A 21,097-nucleotide genomic window follows, 5' to 3' on the forward strand; every position below is an offset into this window, starting at 1 on the left:
AACTGATTTTATTAAGGAATCATAGTGCCATTATTATGAGGGTCTATCAGTGGCGTCACTCCTTGTGGTGCATCTGGTGTCACGGGCGCTGCATCGATAATGAGTGGGCCATTACCATTAGTACCAAGTAATCCATTGATAATCCCTGCATTATCTGTCGCACCATATTGGCTATAGAGATTAACCCCATCGAGCACGATATGCTGATCAAATACACCATCCTTGTTAGCATCGATATCGATAACGGTAGAACCATTGCTATCTAAGCTAAAGTTCAGATAGCTTTCTAACGTGCCAGCCGTTTCTCCTTGGAGTAAATCACTCAGATCGAGCTTATCTTCACTCACATTGAAGTCCATGATGTGGTCTGTGCCTTTGTCAGCATCCGCATAGCGCCATACGAAGGTATCATTACCACTATCACCACGTAGGACATCATCACCAAGGCCACCGATCAGAGTGTCGTTACCTGCACCGCCAATCAGAGTATCGTTACCTGCACCGCCAATCAAAGTATCGTTACCATTGCCACCATAGAGAGTATCTTTACCAGCACCTCCATCCAAATAATCATTGCCGCCCTGACCGAATAGAATGTCATTACCAGCACCACCCAAAATGATGTCTGCTTTGTCGTTTGCACCAGATTGGTCAAACTCGTCACTATGTTCACTGATGTATCTGTGAACTTGGGCATCACTAGCATCAGCTATACCTAGCTTATCGGCAACGTAGGCTTTAATAGCGGCGAAGCCTTGGCCACTAATGCCAGTAAAGTGTATCGCATCACCAAAGATGACATCATCTCCAGCACCACCATCAAAACGATCTGCGCCTGGTATGGCGTTAACTTGGTCGCCAAGAATTGCATCGGCTAGATCATCAGCATCAACATTCGTTTGAACATTATCATCAGAGTCATAAGGTAATAGGTCATCCTCATCGATGTTCGAACCCATGCCGATGGCTTGAACCGTGACGCCTAGGCTTGAGAGCAATGCAAAGCCTGCTTGGGAATTTGATATAGTATCCGCGCTGGAGTCTCTACCATTACCAGCTAAAGCATAGTACTGATAGTTACCTTGGGCATCGGGTCGCATTGCTCCAACAGGGCTCCGGCTCACGCTGTTGAAGACGTCTACGCTGAAAACATTACCATTTTCGTCAATCACCACATGTCCGTTAACTGTATAGACTTGGCCGAATACGTAGCCACTGCCGATGAGTTGTGACAAGCTACGATCATTATTGCTCCCCCAAGTGTCGTATACCAGTGGGTTACCACCAGGAACAGCATTGTAGTAGGTTGGTTTGCCGTCGGTAATAAAGAAGGCAAGATTAGTCGCCCCACTATTATTTTGGGCATCACCATTGGCGAACCAGTTGGCCGTAGTTGTGAATACATCCTCATAGTTGGTGCCGCCGCCGCTGCTCATATCATCTAAGGCATCTTGAAGAATATCTAATGCATTGGGGTCACTAAGATCTACACTGATGCTGCCCTTGGCGTGAGTATCAAAATCAACCAAGAAAATTTTCACCGTACCACTTTGTTGGCCGCTTGCACTGTCTTTGAGGGTTTCCAATACCTGAGCCAACTGCAATTTCATCGTCTCTAGCGTATCAGCGTTAATACTGCCTGAGCTATCGACCATAAAGGCAATATTGTAGTTTTGACCTGGCAGAACAATGCTACCGTCAAGGTCTCCCACAACAATATTGTGTTCGCTGCCAAAATTGACATTTTGGTCTCCTGGCTCACCTTCTGTGCCCTTGAAGTAATCAAGACGGATGGTATCTTCACCCGTTGCAGAATTAGTGAGATCGGTCCCTTTCTCTCTGGCAACCGCTTCAACTACCAAGTCAACCTGACCTGCACTTGTTCCTGGAACGCGAATTGTGACTCCAGTCAACGTAGCGTCCAGTGCATTTTCAGCCCAGAGATTGCCACCAGTCCAGCCATCAGGGCCGTCGTAATCTAGCAGTAGCTTGCCATCATTGTCAGCTACACCGAGTAGTTGTCCGTTGTAGAACACTTGTGTGCCAGCAGGCAAACCACTCAATTCAATGGAGTCGAGCAATTCGCTGCCGTCACGATCAGTTAGAGATGCATGGATTTCAACTGGGTAGTCAACATAGGTTGGCTGAACCATGACGAGCTCACCAGTGTTCTTGTCCAATTCATAAATGCCGTCATCAAATTGGATATATTCGATATCGTGCAGTGCTTTTGTTATTGTTTGTCCGTGCTCAATTGTTGTGAAGTTGAACCAGTTGTCCCACTGTGAATATCTATAGTCTTTTGTGATGATATAATCAGCGCGATTGCCCATAAGGACGGCAATATCATTCCCTTCGCCACCATATAAGCTATCTTGGCCAAGTCCTGCGACTAGGATATCATTGCCAGTACCGCCATTAATTGTATCACCTTGAATAGCATCTCCGCCGACTAGCACATCATTGCCAGCATAACCAAGCAAGTGATCTCCACCGCCATTCGTGCTAACTATGTGATCGTTTCCATTCGAACCATATACTGTATCTTGGCCACTGGAAGCATCTGTTTGTTTAGCTCCAGTATTGAATGGTTGGTGAGTAAAATCGCCATTGCGGAACTGTTCAGTTGTAATTCCTGAGCTGATGAAACCACTGTAAAGTGGTGTGCCATTAGCGGTCAGTATCACGTCAACCAATGGCTTATCGGCAACTGGTTGTACTGTAATATTGAGTGTTGCCGTATCTCCCGTATTAGTCGTGTACGTAACAGTGGGCACATCGCCTGACCAGTGTTGATTAGGTATAAATTTGAACTCTCCATTAGCTTGTATTAGCAAGCTACCTATGGAAAGGGCCACAGTTTGACCTGCGTTGAAGCTTGTTAGTGTGCCGTTATACATGAAGGTAAAGCTGACGATACTTGTATTACTTGAATGGTCGTTAGTCAAAAGTTGACCTGTTACTAACTGATCTTCTTGCTTGGTAAAGCTATCGTCATTCGCATAAATAACAGTCGCTTGGTCGCTGCCCTTGTCTGAGGTGTTACCTGCCTTGTCGGTTTGGGTCGCTTCCACCTTCAGCAGTGCACCGTCCGCCGGACGCGTTTCGGTCCAGCTGATAACCCCGTTGTTGTAGCTGAAGCTGGTTGTGGGTGAGCCATTAGCGTAGAGCACGCCATTGACCAAGGTCAGTTCAACATCGGTGGTCACGCCAGCATTAACGATAGTTAGGCTGACATGGCCGCCGGCACTGAAATCGGTGGCATTGATGTCGACGGTTAACTGCACACCTGCGCCATTGCTGTTGATTTCGCCTTGCGTCAGCAGGCCATCTCCTGGATTACCGTCATCGACAATTAATACGGTCGGTGCATTGGGTGCGCTGTTATCGACGGAGTGAGTCGAGGTGGTGCTGGCGCTAAAGGGGTTACCCGCATCATCACTGCCGGTGACGGTGGCGGTGAACTCGGTGTCCACAGCCAGGTCGCTGCCCGCCACGTTGACGCTAAAGCCCAAACCGCCACCCACCAGGGCAATGACCTGGGTGCTGTATGTCGTGCCGTTGATCACCATGGTCACGGTATCACCGATGGCGGCATCGCCACCCACGGTACCGGTGACAGTGACATCGCCTGCCGCCTCCTGGGCATTGAGAATGTCATCGCTGGTGATGTTGTCCACCGTGATGGTGGCGCTGGCGCTGGTGTCAACCGTGTGGGTCGAGGTGGTGCTGGCGCTAAAGGGGTTACCCGCATCATCACTGCCGGTGACGGTGGCGGTGAACTCGGTGTCCACAGCCAGGTCGCTGCCCGCCACGTTGACGCTAAAGCCCAAACCGCCACCCACCAGGGCAATGACCTGGGTGCTGTATGTCGTGCCGTTGATCACCATGGTCACGGTATCACCGATGGCGGCATCGCCACCCACGGTACCGGTGACAGTGACATCGCCTGCCGCCTCCTGGGCATTGAGAATGTCATCGCTGGTGATGTTGTCCACCGTGATGGTGGCGCTGGCGCTGGTGTCAACCGTGTGGGTCGAGGTGGTGCTGGCGCTAAAGGGGTTACCCGCATCATCACTGCCGGTGACGGTGGCGGTGAACTCGGTGTCCACAGCCAGGTCGCTGCCCGCCACGCTGACGCTAAAGCCCAAACCGCCACCCACCAGGGCAATGACCTGGGTGGTGTATGTCGTGCCGTTGATCACCATGGTCACGGTATCACCGATGGCGGCATCGCCACCCACGGTACCGGTGACAGTGACATCGCCTGCCGCCTCCTGGGCATTGAGAATGTCATCGCTGGTGATGTTGTCCACCGTGATGGTGGCGCTGGCACTGGTGTCAACCGTGTGGGTCGAGGTGGTGCTGGCGCTAAAGGGGTTACCCGCATCATCACTGCCGGTGACGGTGGCGGTGAACTCGGTGTCCACAGCCAGGTCGCTGCCCGCCACGCTGACGCTAAAGCCCAAACCGCCACCCACCAGGGCAATGACCTGGGTGGTGTATGTCGTGCCGTTGATCACCATGGTCACGGTATCACCGATGGCGGCATCGCCACCCACGGTACCGGTGACAGTGACATCGCCTGCCGCCTCCTGGGCATTGAGAATGTCATCGCTGGTGATGTTGTCCACCGTGATGGTGGCGCTGGCACTGGTGTCAACCGTGTGGGTCGAGGTGGTGCTGGCGCTAAAGGGGTTACCCGCATCATCACTGCCGGTGACGGTGGCGGTGAACTCGGTGTCCACAGCCAGGTCGCTGCCCGCCACGCTGACGCTAAAGCCCAAACCGCCACCCACCAGGGCAATGACCTGGGTGGTGTATGTCGTGCCGTTGATCACCATGGTCACGGTATCACCGATGGCGGCATCGCCACCCACGGTACCGGTGACAGTGACATCGCCTGCCGCCTCCTGGGCATTGAGAATGTCATCGCTGGTGATGTTGTCCACCGTGATGGTGGCGCTGGCGCTGGTGTCAACCGTGTGGGTCGAGGTGGTGCTGGCGCTAAAGGGGTTACCCGCATCATCACTGCCGGTGACGGTGGCGGTGAACTCGGTGTCCACAGCCAGGTCGCTGCCCGCCACGCTGACGCTAAAGCCCAAACCGCCACCCACCAGGGCAATGACCTGGGTGGTGTATGTCGTGCCGTTGATCACCATGGTCACGGTATCACCGATGGCGGCATCGCCACCCACGGTACCGGTGACAGTGACATCGCCTGCCGCCTCCTGGGCATTGAGAATGTCATCGCTGGTGATGTTGTCCACCGTGATGGTGGCGCTGGCGCTGGTGTCAACCGTGTGGGTCGAGGTGGTGCTGGCGCTAAAGGGGTTACCCGCATCATCACTGCCGGTGACGGTGGCGGTGAACTCGGTGTCCACAGCCAGGTCGCTGCCCGCCACGTTGACGCTAAAGCCCAAACCGCCACCCACCAGGGCAATGACCTGGGTGGTGTATGTCGTGCCGTTGATCACCATGGTCACGGTATCACCGATGGCGGCATCGCCACCCACGGTACCGGTGACAGTGACATCGCCTGCCGCCTCCTGGGCATTGAGGATGTCATCGCTGGTGATGTTGTCCACCGTGATGGTGGCGCTGGCGCTGGTGTCAACCGTGTGGGTCGAGGTGGTGCTGGCGCTAAAGGGGTTACCCGCATCATCACTGCCGGTGACGGTGGCGGTGAACTCGGTGTCCACAGCCAGGTCGCTGCCCGCCACGTTGACGCTAAAGCCCAAACCGCCACCCACCAGGGCAATGACCTGGGTGGTGTATGTCGTGCCGTTGATCACCATGGTCACGGTATCACCGATGGCGGCATCGCCACCCACGGTACCGGTGACAGTGACATCGCCTGCCGCCTCCTGGGCATTGAGGATGTCATCGCTGGTGATGTTGTCCACCGTGATGGTGGCGCTGGCGCTGGTGTCAACCGTGTGGGTCGAGGTGGTGCTGGCGCTAAAGGGGTTACCCGCATCATCACTGCCGGTGACGGTGGCGGTGAACTCGGTGTCCACAGCCAGGTCGCTGCCCGCCACGCTGACGCTAAAGCCCAAACCGCCACCCACCAGGGCAATGACCTGGGTGGTGTATGTCGTGCCGTTGATCACCATGGTCACGGTATCACCGATGGCGGCATCGCCACCCACGGTACCGGTGACAGTGACATCGCCTGCCGCCTCCTGGGCATTGAGGATGTCATCGCTGGTGATGTTGTCCACCGTGATGGTGGCGCTGGCGCTGGTGTCAACCGTGTGGGTCGAGGTGGTGCTGGCGCTAAAGGGGTTACCCGCATCATCACTGCCGGTGACGGTGGCGGTGAACTCGGTGTCCACAGCCAGGTCGCTGCCCGCCACGCTGACGCTAAAGCCCAAACCGCCACCCACCAGGGCAATGACCTGGGTGGTGTATGTCGTGCCGTTGATCACCATGGTCACGGTATCACCGATGGCGGCATCGCCACCCACGGTACCGGTGACAGTGACATCGCCTGCCGCCTCCTGGGCATTGAGAATGTCATCGCTGGTGATGTTGTCCACCGTGATGGTGGCGCTGGCGCTGGTGTCAACCGTGTGGGTCGAGGTGGTGCTGGCGCTAAAGGGGTTACCCGCATCATCACTGCCGGTGACGGTGGCGGTGAACTCGGTGTCCACAGCCAGGTCGCTGCCCGCCACGTTGACGCTAAAGCCCAAACCGCCACCCACCAGGGCAATGACCTGGGTGGTGTATGTCGTGCCGTTGATCACCATGGTCACGGTATCACCGATGGCGGCATCGCCACCCACGGTACCGGTGACAGTGACATCGCCTGCCGCCTCCTGGGCATTGAGGATGTCATCGCTGGTGATGTTGTCCACCGTGATGGTGGCGCTGGCGCTGGTGTCAACCGTGTGGGTCGAGGTGGTGCTGGCGCTAAAGGGGTTACCCGCATCATCACTGCCGGTGACGGTGGCGGTGAACTCGGTGTCCACAGCCAGGTCGCTGCCCGCCACGCTGACGCTAAAGCCCAAACCGCCACCCACCAGGGCAATGACCTGGGTGGTGTATGTCGTGCCGTTGATCACCATGGTCACGGTATCACCGATGGCGGCATCGCCACCCACGGTACCGGTGACAGTGACATCGCCTGCCGCCTCCTGGGCATTGAGGATGTCATCGCTGGTGATGTTGTCCACCGTGATGGTGGCGCTGGCGCTGGTGTCAACCGTGTGGGTCGAGGTGGTGCTGGCGCTAAAGGGGTTACCCGCATCATCACTGCCGGTGACGGTGGCGGTGAACTCGGTGTCCACAGCCAGGTCGCTGCCCGCCACGCTGACGCTAAAGCCCAAACCGCCACCCACCAGGGCAATGACCTGGGTGGTGTATGTCGTGCCGTTGATCACCATGGTCACGGTATCACCGATGGCGGCATCGCCACCCACGGTACCGGTGACAGTGACATCGCCTGCCGCCTCCTGGGCATTGAGGATGTCATCGCTGGTGATGTTGTCCACCGTGATGGTGGCGCTGGCGCTGGTGTCAACCGTGTGGGTCGAGGTGGTGCTGGCGCTAAAGGGGTTACCCGCATCATCACTGCCGGTGACGGTGGCGGTGAACTCGGTGTCTACGGCCAGATCACTGCCCGCCACGCTGACGCTAAAGCCTAAACCGCCGCCCACCAGTGCAATCACTTGGGTGCTGTAAGTCGTGCCGTTGATCACCATGGTTACCGTGTCACCCACGGCAGCATCGCCGCCGACGGTGCCGGTGACCAGGACGTTACCCGCCGCCTCCTGGGCATTCAGGATATCGTCAGCGGTAATGTTGTCCACGCTAATGGTGGCGCTGGCACTGGTGTCAACCGTGTGGGTCGAGGTGGTGCTGGCGCTAAAGGGGTTACCCGCATCATCACTGCCGGTGACGGTGGCGGTGAACTCGGTGTCTACGGCCAGATCACTGCCCGCCACGCTGACGCTAAAGCCTAAACCGCCGCCCACCAGTGCAATCACTTGGGTGCTGTAAGTCGTGCCGTTGATCACCATGGTTACCGTGTCACCCACGGCAGCATCGCCGCCGACGGTGCCGGTGACCAGGACGTTACCCGCCGCCTCCTGGGCATTCAGGATATCGTCAGCGGTAATGTTGTCCACGCTAATGGTGGCGCTGGCACTGGTGTCAACCGTGTGGGTCGAGGTGGTGCTGGCGCTAAAGGGGTTACCCGCATCATCACTGCCGGTGACGGTGGCGGTGAACTCGGTGTCTACGGCCAGATCACTGCCCGCCACGTTGACGCTAAAGCCTAAACCGCCGCCCACCAGTGCAATCACTTGGGTGCTGTAAGTCGTTCCGTTGATCACCATGGTTACCGTGTCACCCACGGCAGCATCGCCGCCGACGGTGCCGGTGACCAGGACGTTACCCGCCGCCTCCTGGGCATTCAGGATATCGTCAGCGGTAATGTTGTCCACGCTAATGGTGGCGCTGGCACTGGTGTCAACCGTGTGGGTCGAGGTGGTGCTGGCGCTAAAGGGGTTACCCGCATCATCACTGCCGGTGACGGTGGCGGTGAACTCGGTGTCTACGGCCAGATCACTGCCCGCCACGCTGACGCTAAAGCCTAAACCGCCGCCCACCAGTGCAATCACTTGGGTGCTGTAAGTCGTGCCGTTGATCACCATGGTTACCGTGTCACCCACGGCAGCATCGCCGCCGACGGTGCCGGTGACCAGGACGTTACCCGCCGCCTCCTGGGCATTCAGGATATCGTCAGCGGTAATGTTGTCCACGCTAATGGTGGCGCTGGCACTGGTGTCAACCGTGTGGGTCGAGGTGGTGCTGGCGCTAAAGGGGTTACCCGCATCATCACTGCCGGTGACGGTGGCGGTGAACTCGGTGTCTACGGCCAGATCACTGCCCGCCACGTTGACGCTAAAGCCTAAACCGCCGCCCACCAGTGCAATCACTTGGGTGCTGTAAGTCGTGCCGTTGATCACCATGGTTACCGTGTCACCCACGGCAGCATCGCCGCCGACGGTGCCGGTGACCAGGACGTTACCCGCCGCCTCCTGGGCATTCAGGATATCGTCAGCGGTAATGTTGTCCACGCTAATGGTGGCGCTGGCACTGGTGTCAACCGTGTGGGTCGAGGTGGTGCTGGCGCTAAAGGGGTTACCCGCATCATCACTGCCGGTGACGGTGGCGGTGAACTCGGTGTCTACGGTCAGATCACTGCCCGCCACGTTGACGCTAAAGCCTAAACCACCGCCCACCAGTGCAATCACTTGGGTGCTGTAAGTCGTGCCGTTGATCACCATGGTTACCGTGTCACCCACGGCAGCATCGCCGCCGACGGTGCCGGTGACCAGGACGTTACCCGCCGCCTCCTGGGCATTCAGGATATCGTCAGCGGTAATGTTGTCCACGCTAATGGTGGCGCTGGCACTGGTGTCAACCGTGTGGGTCGAGGTGGTGCTGGCGCTAAAGGGGTTACCCGCATCATCACTGCCGGTGACGGTGGCGGTGAACTCGGTGTCTACGGCCAGATCACTGCCCGCCACGTTGACGCTAAAGCCTAAACCGCCGCCCACCAGTGCAATCACTTGGGTGCTGTAAGTCGTGCCGTTGATCACCATGGTTACCGTGTCACCCACGGCAGCATCGCCGCCGACGGTGCCGGTGACCAGGACGTTACCCGCCGCCTCCTGGGCATTCAGGATATCGTCAGCGGTAATGTTGTCCACGCTAATGGTGGCGCTGGCACTGGTGTCAACCGTGTGGGTCGAGGTGGTGCTGGCGCTAAAGGGGTTACCCGCATCATCACTGCCGGTGACGGTGGCGGTGAACTCGGTGTCTACGGCCAGATCACTGCCCGCCACGCTGACGCTAAAGCCTAAACCGCCGCCCACCAGTGCAATCACTTGGGTGCTGTAAGTCGTGCCGTTGATCACCATGGTTACCGTGTCACCCACGGCAGCATCGCCGCCGACGGTGCCGGTGACCAGGACGTTACCCGCCGCCTCCTGGGCATTCAGGATATCGTCAGCGGTAATGTTGTCCACGCTAATGGTGGCGCTGGCACTGGTGTCAACCGTGTGGGTCGAGGTGGTGCTGGCGCTAAAGGGGTTACCCGCATCATCACTGCCGGTGACGGTGGCGGTGAACTCGGTGTCTACGGCCAGATCACTGCCCGCCACGCTGACGCTAAAGCCTAAACCGCCGCCCACCAGTGCAATCACTTGGGTGCTGTAAGTCGTGCCGTTGATCACCATGGTTACCGTGTCACCCACGGCAGCATCGCCGCCGACGGTGCCGGTGACCAGGACGTTACCCGCCGCCTCCTGGGCATTCAGGATATCGTCAGCGGTAATGTTGTCCACGCTAATGGTGGCGCTGGCACTGGTGTCAACCGTGTGGGTCGAGGTGGTGCTGGCGCTAAAGGGGTTACCCGCATCATCACTGCCGGTGACGGTGGCGGTGAACTCGGTGTCTACGGCCAGATCACTGCCCGCCACGTTGACGCTAAAGCCTAAACCGCCGCCCACCAGTGCAATCACTTGGGTGCTGTAAGTCGTGCCGTTGATCACCATGGTTACCGTGTCACCCACGGCAGCATCGCCGCCGACGGTGCCGGTGACCAGGACGTTACCCGCCGCCTCCTGGGCATTCAGGATATCGTCAGCGGTAATGTTGTCCACGCTAATGGTGGCGCTGGCACTGGTGTCAACCGTGTGGGTCGAGGTGGTGCTGGCGCTAAAGGGGTTACCCGCATCATCACTGCCGGTGACGGTGGCGGTGAACTCGGTGTCTACGGCCAGATCACTGCCCGCCACGTTGACGCTAAAGCCTAAACCGCCGCCCACCAGTGCAATCACTTGGGTGCTGTAAGTCGTGCCGTTGATCACCATGGTTACCGTGTCACCCACGGCAGCATCGCCGCCGACGGTGCCGGTGACCAGGACGTTACCCGCCGCCTCCTGGGCATTCAGGATATCGTCAGCGGTAATGTTGTCCACGCTAATGGTGGCGCTGGCACTGGTGTCAACCGTGTGGGTCGAGGTGGTGCTGGCGCTAAAGGGGTTACCCGCATCATCACTGCCGGTGACGGTGGCGGTGAACTCGGTGTCTACGGCCAGATCACTGCCCGCCACGCTGACGCTAAAGCCTAAACCGCCGCCCACCAGTGCAATCACTTGGGTGCTGTAAGTCGTGCCGTTGATCACCATGGTTACCGTGTCACCCACGGCAGCATCGCCGCCGACGGTGCCGGTGACCAGGACGTTACCCGCCGCCTCCTGGGCATTCAGGATATCGTCAGCGGTAATGTTGTCCACGCTAATGGTGGCGCTGGCACTGGTGTCAACCGTGTGGGTCGAGGTGGTGCTGGCGCTAAAGGGGTTACCCGCATCATCACTGCCGGTGACGGTGGCGGTGAACTCGGTGTCTACGGCCAGATCACTGCCCGCCACGTTGACGCTAAAGCCTAAACCGCCGCCCACCAGTGCAATCACTTGGGTGCTGTAAGTCGTGCCGTTGATCACCATGGTTACCGTGTCACCCACGGCAGCATCGCCGCCGACGGTGCCGGTGACCAGGACGTTACCCGCCGCCTCCTGGGCATTCAGGATATCGTCAGCGGTAATGTTGTCCACGCTAATGGTGGCGCTGGCACTGGTGTCAACCGTGTGGGTCGAGGTGGTGCTGGCGCTAAAGGGGTTACCCGCATCATCACTGCCGGTGACGGTGGCGGTGAACTCGGTGTCTACGGCCAGATCACTGCCCGCCACGTTGACGCTAAAGCCTAAACCGCCGCCCACCAGTGCAATCACTTGGGTGCTGTAAGTCGTGCCGTTGATCACCATGGTTACCGTGTCACCCACGGCAGCATCGCCGCCGACGGTGCCGGTGACCAGGACGTTACCCGCCGCCTCCTGGGCATTCAGGATATCGTCAGCGGTAATGTTGTCCACGCTAATGGTGGCGCTGGCACTGGTGTCAACCGTGTGGGTCGAGGTGGTGCTGGCGCTAAAGGGGTTACCCGCATCATCACTGCCGGTGACGGTGGCGGTGAACTCGGTGTCTACGGCCAGATCACTGCCCGCCACGTTGACGCTAAAGCCTAAACCGCCGCCCACCAGTGCAATCACTTGGGTGCTGTAAGTCGTGCCGTTGATCACCATGGTTACCGTGTCACCCACGGCAGCATCGCCGCCGACGGTGCCGGTGACCAGGACGTTACCCGCCGCCTCCTGGGCATTCAGGATATCGTCAGCGGTAATGTTGTCCACGCTAATGGTGGCGCTGGCACTGGTGTCAACCGTGTGGGTCGAGGTGGTGCTGGCGCTAAAGGGGTTACCCGCATCATCACTGCCGGTGACGGTGGCGGTGAACTCGGTGTCTACGGCCAGATCACTGCCCGCCACGTTGACGCTAAAGCCTAAACCGCCGCCCACCAGTGCAATCACTTGGGTGCTGTAAGTCGTGCCGTTGATCACCATGGTTACCGTGTCACCCACGGCAGCATCGCCGCCGACGGTGCCGGTGACCAGGACGTTACCCGCCGCCTCCTGGGCATTCAGGATATCGTCAGCGGTAATGTTGTCCACGCTAATGGTGGCGCTGGGTGCTGCGGTATCAATCACCACATCTTGGGTGACGGTTTTGCTGTTGCCGGCCACGTCGGTGACGGTGGCGACCACGGGGTAGGTGCCGTCAGGCAGCACGGTACCGGTTAAGTCCACACTCCAGTTACCTTGCGCATCAATCACTAAGCCGTTGGCGGTGGTGTAAGTCACCCCGTTGATGGTGACGGCTAAGGTGCTGTTGTCATCCAAATCGACGGTGCCGTGGAACACTAAGGTGTTGTCGTTGGTGATAAAGTCGCTGCTGGAGCTACCGGTGTCTTGGGTGATGCTGGTGATGGCCACGGTGTTGCCGTCGCCATCTTCATCAATCTTGGTATCAATCACTACATCTTGGGTGACGGTTTTGCTGTTGCCGGCCACGTCGGTAACGGTGGCGACCACAGGGTAGGTGCCGTCAGGCAGCACGGTACCGGTTAAGTCCACACTCCAGTTACCTTGCGCATCAATCACTAAGCCGTTAGCGGTGGTGTAAGTCACCCCGTTGATGGTGACGGCTAAGGTGCTGCTGTCATCCAAATCGACGGTGCCGTGGAACACTAAGGTGTTGTCGTTGGTGATAAAGTCGCTGCTGGAGCTACCGGTGTCTTGGGTGATGCTGGTGATGGCCACGGTGTTGCCGTCGCCATCTTCATCAATCTTGGTATCAATCACTACATCTTGGGTGACGGTTTTGCTGTTGCCGGCCACGTCGGTAACGGTGGCGACCACAGGGTAGGTGCCGTCAGGCAGCACGGTACCGGTTAAGTCCACACTCCAGTTACCTTGCGCATCAATCACTAAGCCGTTGGCGGTGGTGTAAGTCACCCCGTTGATGGTGACGGCTAAGGTGCTGTTGTCATCCAAATCGACGGTGCCGTGGAACACTAAGGTGTTGTCGTTGGTGATAAAGTCGCTGCTGGAGCTACCGGTGTCTTGGGTGATGCTGGTGATGGCCACGGTGTTGCCGTCGCCATCTTCATCAATCTTGGTATCAATCACTACATCTTGGGTGACGGTTTTGCTGTTGCCGGCCACGTCGGTAACGGTGGCGACCACAGGGTAGGTGCCGTCAGGCAGCACGGTACCGGTTAAGTCCACACTCCAGTTACCTTGCGCATCAATCACTAAGCCGTTGGCGGTGGTGTAAGTCACCCCGTTGATGGTGACGGCTAAGGTGCTGTTGTCATCCAAATCGACGGTGCCGTGGAACACTAAGGTGTTGTCGTTGGTGATAAAGTCGCTGCTGGAGCTACCGGTGTCTTGGGTGATGCTGGTGATGGCCACGGTGTTGCCGTCGCCATCTTCATCAATCTTGGTATCAATCACTACATCTTGGGTGACGGTTTTGCTGTTGCCAGCCACGTCGGTGACGGTGGCGACCACAGGGTAGGTGCCGTCAGGCAGCACGGTACCGGTTAAGTCCACACTCCAGTTACCTTGCGCATCAATCACTAAGCCGTTGGCGGTGGTGTAAGTCACCCCGTTGATGGTGACGGCTAAGGTGCTGTTGTCATCCAAATCGACGGTGCCGTGGAACACTAAGGTGTTGTCGTTGGTGATAAAGTCGCTGCTGGAGCTACCGGTGTCTTGGGTGATGCTGGTGATGGCCACGGTGTTACCGTCGCCGTCTTCATCAATCTTGGTATCAATCACCACATCTTGAGTGACAGTTTTGCTGTTGCCAGCCACGTCGGTAACGGTGGCGACCACAGGGTAGGTGCCGTCAGGCAGCACGGTACCGGTTAAGTCGACGCTCCAATGGCCATTTGCATCGATCACTAGACCATTACCTATGGTGTATTCCACGCCATTGATCGTGACAACCAAGTTACTGTTGCCATCTAATTCTACGGTACCTTGGAACACTAAGGTGTTGTCGTTAGTGATAAAATCTGTATTGGAACTACCTGTATCTTCGGTGATACTTGTAATAGTTACAGCGTTATCTCGTCCCAGTCCTATCTGTGTATCGACAATCACATCTTGCGTTGCACTAGTGGTGTTACCAGCTATGTCGGTGACGGTGGCGACCACGGGGTAGGTGCCGTCAGGCAGCACGGTGCCCGTCAGGTCCACACTCCAGTTACCTTGCGCATCAATCACTAAGCCGTTAGCGGTGGTGTAAGTCACCCCGTTGATGGTGACGGCTAAGGTGCTGTTGTCATCCAAATCGACGGTGCCGTGGAACACTAAGGTGTTGTCGTTGGTGATAAAGTCGCTGCTGGAGCTACCGGTGTCTTGGGTGATGCTGGTGATAGCCACGGTGTTGCCGTCGCCATCTTCATCAATCTTGGTATCAATCACCACATCTTGGGTGACGGTTTTGCTGTTGCCGGCCACGTCGGTGACGGTGGCGACCACGGGGTAGGTGCCGTCAGGCAGCACGGTGCCCGTCAGGTCCACACTCCAGTTACCTTGCGCATCAATCACTAAGCCGTTAGCGGTGGTGTAAGTCACTCCGTTGATGGTGACGGCTAAGGTGCTGTTGTCATCCAAATCGACGGTGCCGTGGAACACTAAGGTGTTGTCGTTGGTGATAAAGTCGCTGCTGGAGCTACCGGTGTCTTGAGTGATGCTGGTGATAGCCACGGTGTTGCCGTCGCCGTCCTCATCGATCTTGATATCGACATTACCATTATCAGTGGCATTGCCCGTATTGCCAGCTGGATCTGTCACTGTTGCGGTTGCAGTATAACCACCATGAGGAATTGGATTAATGACATCAACAGCATATGTACCGTCAGGATTCACCGTGGTGGTAAGAGTTTGCTGCACACCATTGCTGTCAGTAACAACAATAGTGATGACGCTACCAGGGGCGGCATCTGTTGTACCTGTGATGGTTGGCGTGGTATCTCGGGTATCATCAGGCGCGCTGACGGTAATAGTGGGGGCCGTCGTGTCGAGTAGCGCGGAATCACTGCCTTCAGGCGAAGTATTACCCGCTGGATCGGTAATGGTTGCAACTACAGTGATAGTTTCACCTTCAGCTGGCGCAGGAAGTGTTAAGTTTACATAACCATTATTGATATCTTCTTGTGTCAACACATAGTCAACACCATTCACTGTCAGAGTATCACCTGCATTCGCGCCTGTGCCGCCTAAGCCGATGGTCACACTGACTTCTGTTGCCCCACCGAGCTCTGCATTACTGATAAAACCATCATCGTTTGTATCAGTGGTAATGGTAACGCTTGGTGCACCATCGGCCACAGGAGTGATATTAATGGTTAAGGTTGCAGTTGAACCGGTATTGGTGGTGTAGGTAATCACTGGAACTTGGCCATTCCAGTTTTCATTCGGGGTAAAGCTGTACGAGCCATCGGCATTGAGTACTAAGCTGCCGCCTTCGAGAGTGACGGTTGTGCCTGCAGCAAAGGTGCTGCCCGATACTGTAAAGCTCACCACACTTAAGCTGGAATCGACATCGGTGTCGTTGTCGAGCACATTGCCTGTGGCGACGGTATCTTCAGCAACAGTATTGGTGTCGTTTGCTAATACCGATGGATCATCAACTGGGGTGACATTAATGGTTAAAGTTGCAGTCGAACCGGTATTGGTGGTGTAGGTAATTACTGGAACTTGGCCGTTCCAGTTTTCATTCGGGGTAAAGCTGTACGAGCCATCGGCATTGAGTACTAAGCTGCCACCTTCGAGAGCGACGGTTGTGCCTGCAGCAAAGGTGCTGCCCGATACTGTAAAGCTCACCACACTTAAGCTGGAATCGACATCGGTGTCGTTGTCGAGCACATTGCCAGTGGCGACGGTATCTTCAGCAACAGTATTGGTGTCGTTTGCTAATACCGATGGGTCATCAACTGGGGTGACATTAATGGTTAAAGTTGCAGTCGAGCCAGTATTAGTGGTGTAGGTAATCACTGGAACTTGGCCGTTCCAGTTTTCATTCGGGGTAAAGCTGTATGAGCCATCGGCATTGAGTAGTAAGCTGCCGCCTTCGAGAGCGACGGTTGTGCCTGCAGCAAAGGTGCTGCCCGATACTGTAAAGCTCACCACACTTAAGCTGGAATCAACATCGGTGTCGTTGTCGAGCACATTGCCTGTAGCAATCGTATCTTCATCGACAGTATTGGTGTCGTTGGCTAATACCGATGGGTCATCAACTGGGGTGACATTAATGGTTAAGGTTGCAGTCGAACCGGTATTGGTGGTGTAGGTAATCACAGGAACTTGACCGTTCCAGTTTTCATTCGGGGTAAAGCTGTAAGAACCATCGGCATTGAGTATAAAGCTGCCACCTTCGAGCGTAACAACTGTGCCCGCCGCAAAGTCGGTTCCGTTGATATTAAATCCAACCACACTTAACACATTGTCGGCATCGCTGTCGTTATCGAGCACATTGCCAGAAGCAACAGTATCCTCATCGACCGTAATACTGTCGTTAACTAATACCGAAGGAGAGTCGGTTGCTACGGTTTGCTCTGGTGCGGCTGTTGTGGCTGCGGTGAGCGTTTGTCCAGAGGTTGAATAACCAGATGTCGCTAAGGCTTCTGTGCCATCACGGGCTAAGGTGACATAGCCTGAGTTACCGTCACGGCCAGCTGGCGCATTACCAGCGGCGGTTTCTGGTAAGTTTTGGGTTGGGTCCTCACCCGATGCAATCAGATCTTGTAATGCTTGGATTTCGTCTTGGGTTGCTTGGCCGCCGGCGTTGGGGGTGGCAGCAATGCTAGGCTCAACCTCATTGGATAACTTAGTACCATCATCAAAGGTGATTTCGTAGGTCGCATTTTCACCGATATGAAGCACAGCACCTTTGGGGAGTTGCTCGCCATCCTTAGCGGGTTGATTTGAACCATTAACCTCGACTTCGATCTGCCCTTTGACCAGTTTGAGCAAACCTTTCTTTGTTGTAATGATCGATCCCATAATAAGCTCCCAACACCTGATTGTGTTAATCCAAAGATGCACAAATCCAACAAATGTGTTGGATAGTGATACAAGTGATGAAATTTTAGCTTGGTACTAATGGGAAGTCAATTTTTTGACGCGACGCGATAACTTGCTATGACTGGGTTTTACGGAGAATGGTGCGAAAAATTGGCGTTTAAATCTGCCTTAACTAGATGTGGTATCTTAAAGCAGAATAGACGCTGCATCTAGTACCTTTGTTTTATATATAGAAACATATTTATAACAAATTGGTCTGTGTATAGAGATTAAAATTTTATGAATTCTGCTAAAACGGCGTTTAGGCGAGCTAAAAAGGAAGTGATTGGTTAGTTTTGAGGGGCCGCAACTCCGATAGAGGAGCTGCGGCTATAGCAAATTACAGGTTAACCGCCTGGCGATAGCTTTGATTTGCGTTACCTTGTTCGCCGAGTTGTTCTTGAATACGGGCAAGCGATAACCAAGACGCTTGGCTTGGGGCGAGACGACAAACATTCTGCCAGCAGGTTTTAGCTTCTTTCATATCGCGGGTTTGTTGATACAACAGCGCTAAGCACTTTTGGTAATCAGCATTATTCTCATGGGTGATTTCATGTTTGAGTAATTGCTTGCGGATCTCTTCGTCATGGGCAGTGACTATTTGTGGTATTACTTCTAACAGTGCCGACTCAGGCGAGCTACGTAGCTTTTTCGAGAGTAATTTAAGCGCCTGGTCTTTACGATTAAAGCGGCATAAGCCCATGGCGTAAATCGCTAAAAACTCAGACTGGTTACGTTCATCACGTGAAAGCCATTGCCAGCATTGCTCTAGGGCATCTTCCCCTTTAAGACTCGCTGCTTTTAACAGGGCGCAATGGGTTTCAACGCTGAGTGCATTTAGCTTGGCATCCTCTAAGATCTGCCGTTTCTTCAGTATTGGGAGCAACAGCTTAAGCGCCTCCCAATCTTCTTGCGCCCGGTACAATTCTAGGGCGAGTTTCAGCACAGGTGCTTTACTCTTGCTGGTTGGGGCTAACTTATCAAGTTCCGCTCTGGCTAAGGCGAGTTCCCCTTGCTTGAGCAAGTAACGTGTACGAGTAGTCGCTACCGCATTGGCCGTCATAGGTTGGGCTTCGGCGCGGGCAAGATATTGATCTCGCTCGGCGATTTTATTTTGATGTTGCGCAGCACGTGCGGCGGCTAACAAATTTAATGCTGGCAGTTCACCATTGTCAGCCCCTTTAATCATGGCGCGTTCAGCCGCTGGCCAATCCTCTTCGGCAATGGCGAGTGCGCCGATTAGGGTGTGTTTCTTTGCGGAGCGGCGACGCCAATGCTGAGGGATAAAACGGCTTCGAAGCAGCAAATTAATCACAGTGATCACTAGCCATTCCAGCACTTGGAACAGAGCATAGAACACGATTAACATGATGATCCCAAAGACTAAACTGGTCTCAAGCTGATAATCGCCAGCGGCAATATACACATAGCCAGTATTGCCGACAATCCAAGGGCTGATACACAGGCCTATTAATATGATCCCAAGAAATATCAATGCCTTAATCATAGCTGTGGTTCCTCTGAAGAGGTGAGTTCACCATAGCTGGTTAACTGTAATAACAGTGGTTTAGCGGCAAAGGATTTCAGCGTAATAGGGTCAAGCTCTAATGTCGCCAGTTTGTCTATCTCGGCAATGGCTTCACTGGTTGGGTGGGCTTGAACATCAAAATAGGTTTGGATCCACTGGCGCGCCATCATCAGTGATTGATGATAAGCCGCTCTATCATAGCGATAGAGCGCCAGTTGAGATTGCAGCAGCTTATGGCGAATATTCTCGACCAAATACCATTGTTGCTCCGGTGCGAGCAGGGCAGGCGCATCGGCGGTTCTGTGGCGAATGGTAACAAAATCTTGGGTTAACGCTTTCCAAGTTTTACTTAGGTTACTTTGCCAATCATTCAGATCGCCAGAAATGGTAGTATCTTCAGGGGCGCTTGCATCAGCATCCGCGCGGCTGAGGGGCAACTTGTCGAGTTGGTCGATTAAGGTATCGAGAGCTAATACGCTGCCTTCAATATCCGCACTTTTAATATTGGTGGTCGCGGCAATATCCTTGGCCAGCGCCTTACGGATTGGCAGTAAAGCAGGGTTATTCATTGCGGCAATGGTTTCGTCGGCTGACTTTAGTAAGTCGGTTGCCGTGCGTGGATCTTTTTCGAGCCAAAGCTTACGTCCCGCCATATTTACTAAGTATTCGGCTTCCGAGGCCATCCAGTGGGTTGGGCTGCGTTGGGCCAGCTTATTTAACCTGTCCTGCAACTGACTTTGGTCCGAGGCGAGTTTGGCGAGCTCTTGGAAGGTTTTGGTATTTGACAGTTGTTGTTGCTCAAGCTGCGCAATGCGCTGATTCGGGGCGAGTAAGGCTTGTTGTAATTGATCCTGCAAGGCCTGATTTTTGTTGGTTTGCACTTGGATTTGCGCTTGAAGCTGTTGCTGCATTTGTTGATACAGCAAGTAGCCACCACCGAGGGTACATGCAGTTAAACCTAATGCTAATAGCACACCAAAACGAATGGCCCATGAGCTGCGATTCACTTGCACCACTTGGCGAGTCGCTTGGGTCGATTCGGATTTGCTGGCTTGCGGCTGAGTATCGGCAGGTTTGACGGCTTTATCTTCGAGCTGATTGACCTGCGGTTCAGAAGCTTGGGTCTGTGGCGCAGCGTCATCGGTATTGACCGATGGAGCGAGAACTGGGGTAGCCTGTGACTCTGGGCTTTGGGCGTCGTGCTTGTTGTTATCCATTTAACAGTCCTTAAAATCATGCTACTGCCGAAATTCGAGTAAAATCGGGCTAAATAGCGCTTAGAGTTTAAGGGCGTTTAGCACGGCTTTGCTGTTGGCGGCATTGGCATTGGTGACTTGGGTTATACCAAAGGCATGAGCTTGAGCTTCTACTCGGTTACTGGGGACTATGATATGACATGAGCGCAGCCATGCAAATAACTCTTTTGGCACTAGATTAATCAGATTATCCAGTACTTCACCACTCGTTATGACGATAGTATCTATCCCAAAGTCTCGCCATTGTTGACTAACAGCGGCACCATCGAGCGGCGGGCAAGCGCGTTGATAGACTTCCCAATAGCGCACCTTCGCGCCTCTAGCATTCAGTTGCTCGGCGAGGGCTTCACGGCCACCGACGCCACGAATGATAGTGATATGTTTACCTTGGATATGTTGCAGTGCTGGCAGGGTCAGCAAGCCTTCCGTTTGCTGGCAATCGTCCGGTGCTTCGAGAGCCTCAATTCCCTTTTCTTGCAGCGCTTCGCAAGTCGCATGACCCACGGCGAAATAAGGCACGCTTGGCCAGTCTTTAACTTGGGCAGTATCGACGTTAAACGCAGCATCAGCAAAGCTCACCGCATTGGCGCTGATACAGATAACCATATCGACATCGGCTAGGGGATGTGAAGTGTCAGGTGGCAGCGGAGGCGTTGCCTCAACACAGAGGAGCGGAGTAACGCAGTGGTCGATACCCTTTTCAGTTAAGGCATCGACCATGGACTGATTGCGCCCCTCGGGGCGCGTCAGTAAGACTTTCATCG

At 55.1% G+C, this 21,097-nt stretch carries 4 protein-coding genes; all 4 read right to left on the reverse strand.

The window, feature by feature from the left end; all coding sequences use genetic code 11:
* Positions 1-11: 11 nt before the first annotated feature.
* On the reverse strand, positions 12-17,489 hold the full coding sequence (locus SHEWANA3_RS02040) for an Ig-like domain-containing protein (RefSeq protein ID WP_041412520.1): 17,478 nt from the start codon (positions 17,487-17,489) through the stop codon (positions 12-14).
* A 400-nt stretch (positions 17,490-17,889) separates the two neighbouring features.
* Positions 17,890-19,056: a heme biosynthesis HemY N-terminal domain-containing protein gene (locus tag SHEWANA3_RS02045; RefSeq protein WP_011621191.1), complete on the reverse strand. Its 1,167-nt coding sequence runs from the start codon at positions 19,054-19,056 to the stop codon at positions 17,890-17,892.
* A complete protein-coding gene (locus tag SHEWANA3_RS02050) occupies positions 19,053-20,294 on the reverse strand; it encodes a uroporphyrinogen-III C-methyltransferase (RefSeq protein WP_011715610.1) in 1,242 nt (413 codons plus the stop codon). The genes SHEWANA3_RS02045 and SHEWANA3_RS02050 overlap by 4 nt, the downstream gene beginning before the upstream one ends.
* A gap of 60 nt (positions 20,295-20,354) precedes the next feature.
* On the reverse strand, positions 20,355-21,095 hold the full coding sequence (locus SHEWANA3_RS02055) for a uroporphyrinogen-III synthase (protein WP_041412521.1): 741 nt from the start codon (positions 21,093-21,095) through the stop codon (positions 20,355-20,357).
* Positions 21,096-21,097 lie beyond the last annotated feature (2 nt).

It is taken from the genome of Shewanella sp. ANA-3, from assembly GCF_000203935.1.
Taxonomy (GTDB): Bacteria; Pseudomonadota; Gammaproteobacteria; order Enterobacterales; family Shewanellaceae; genus Shewanella.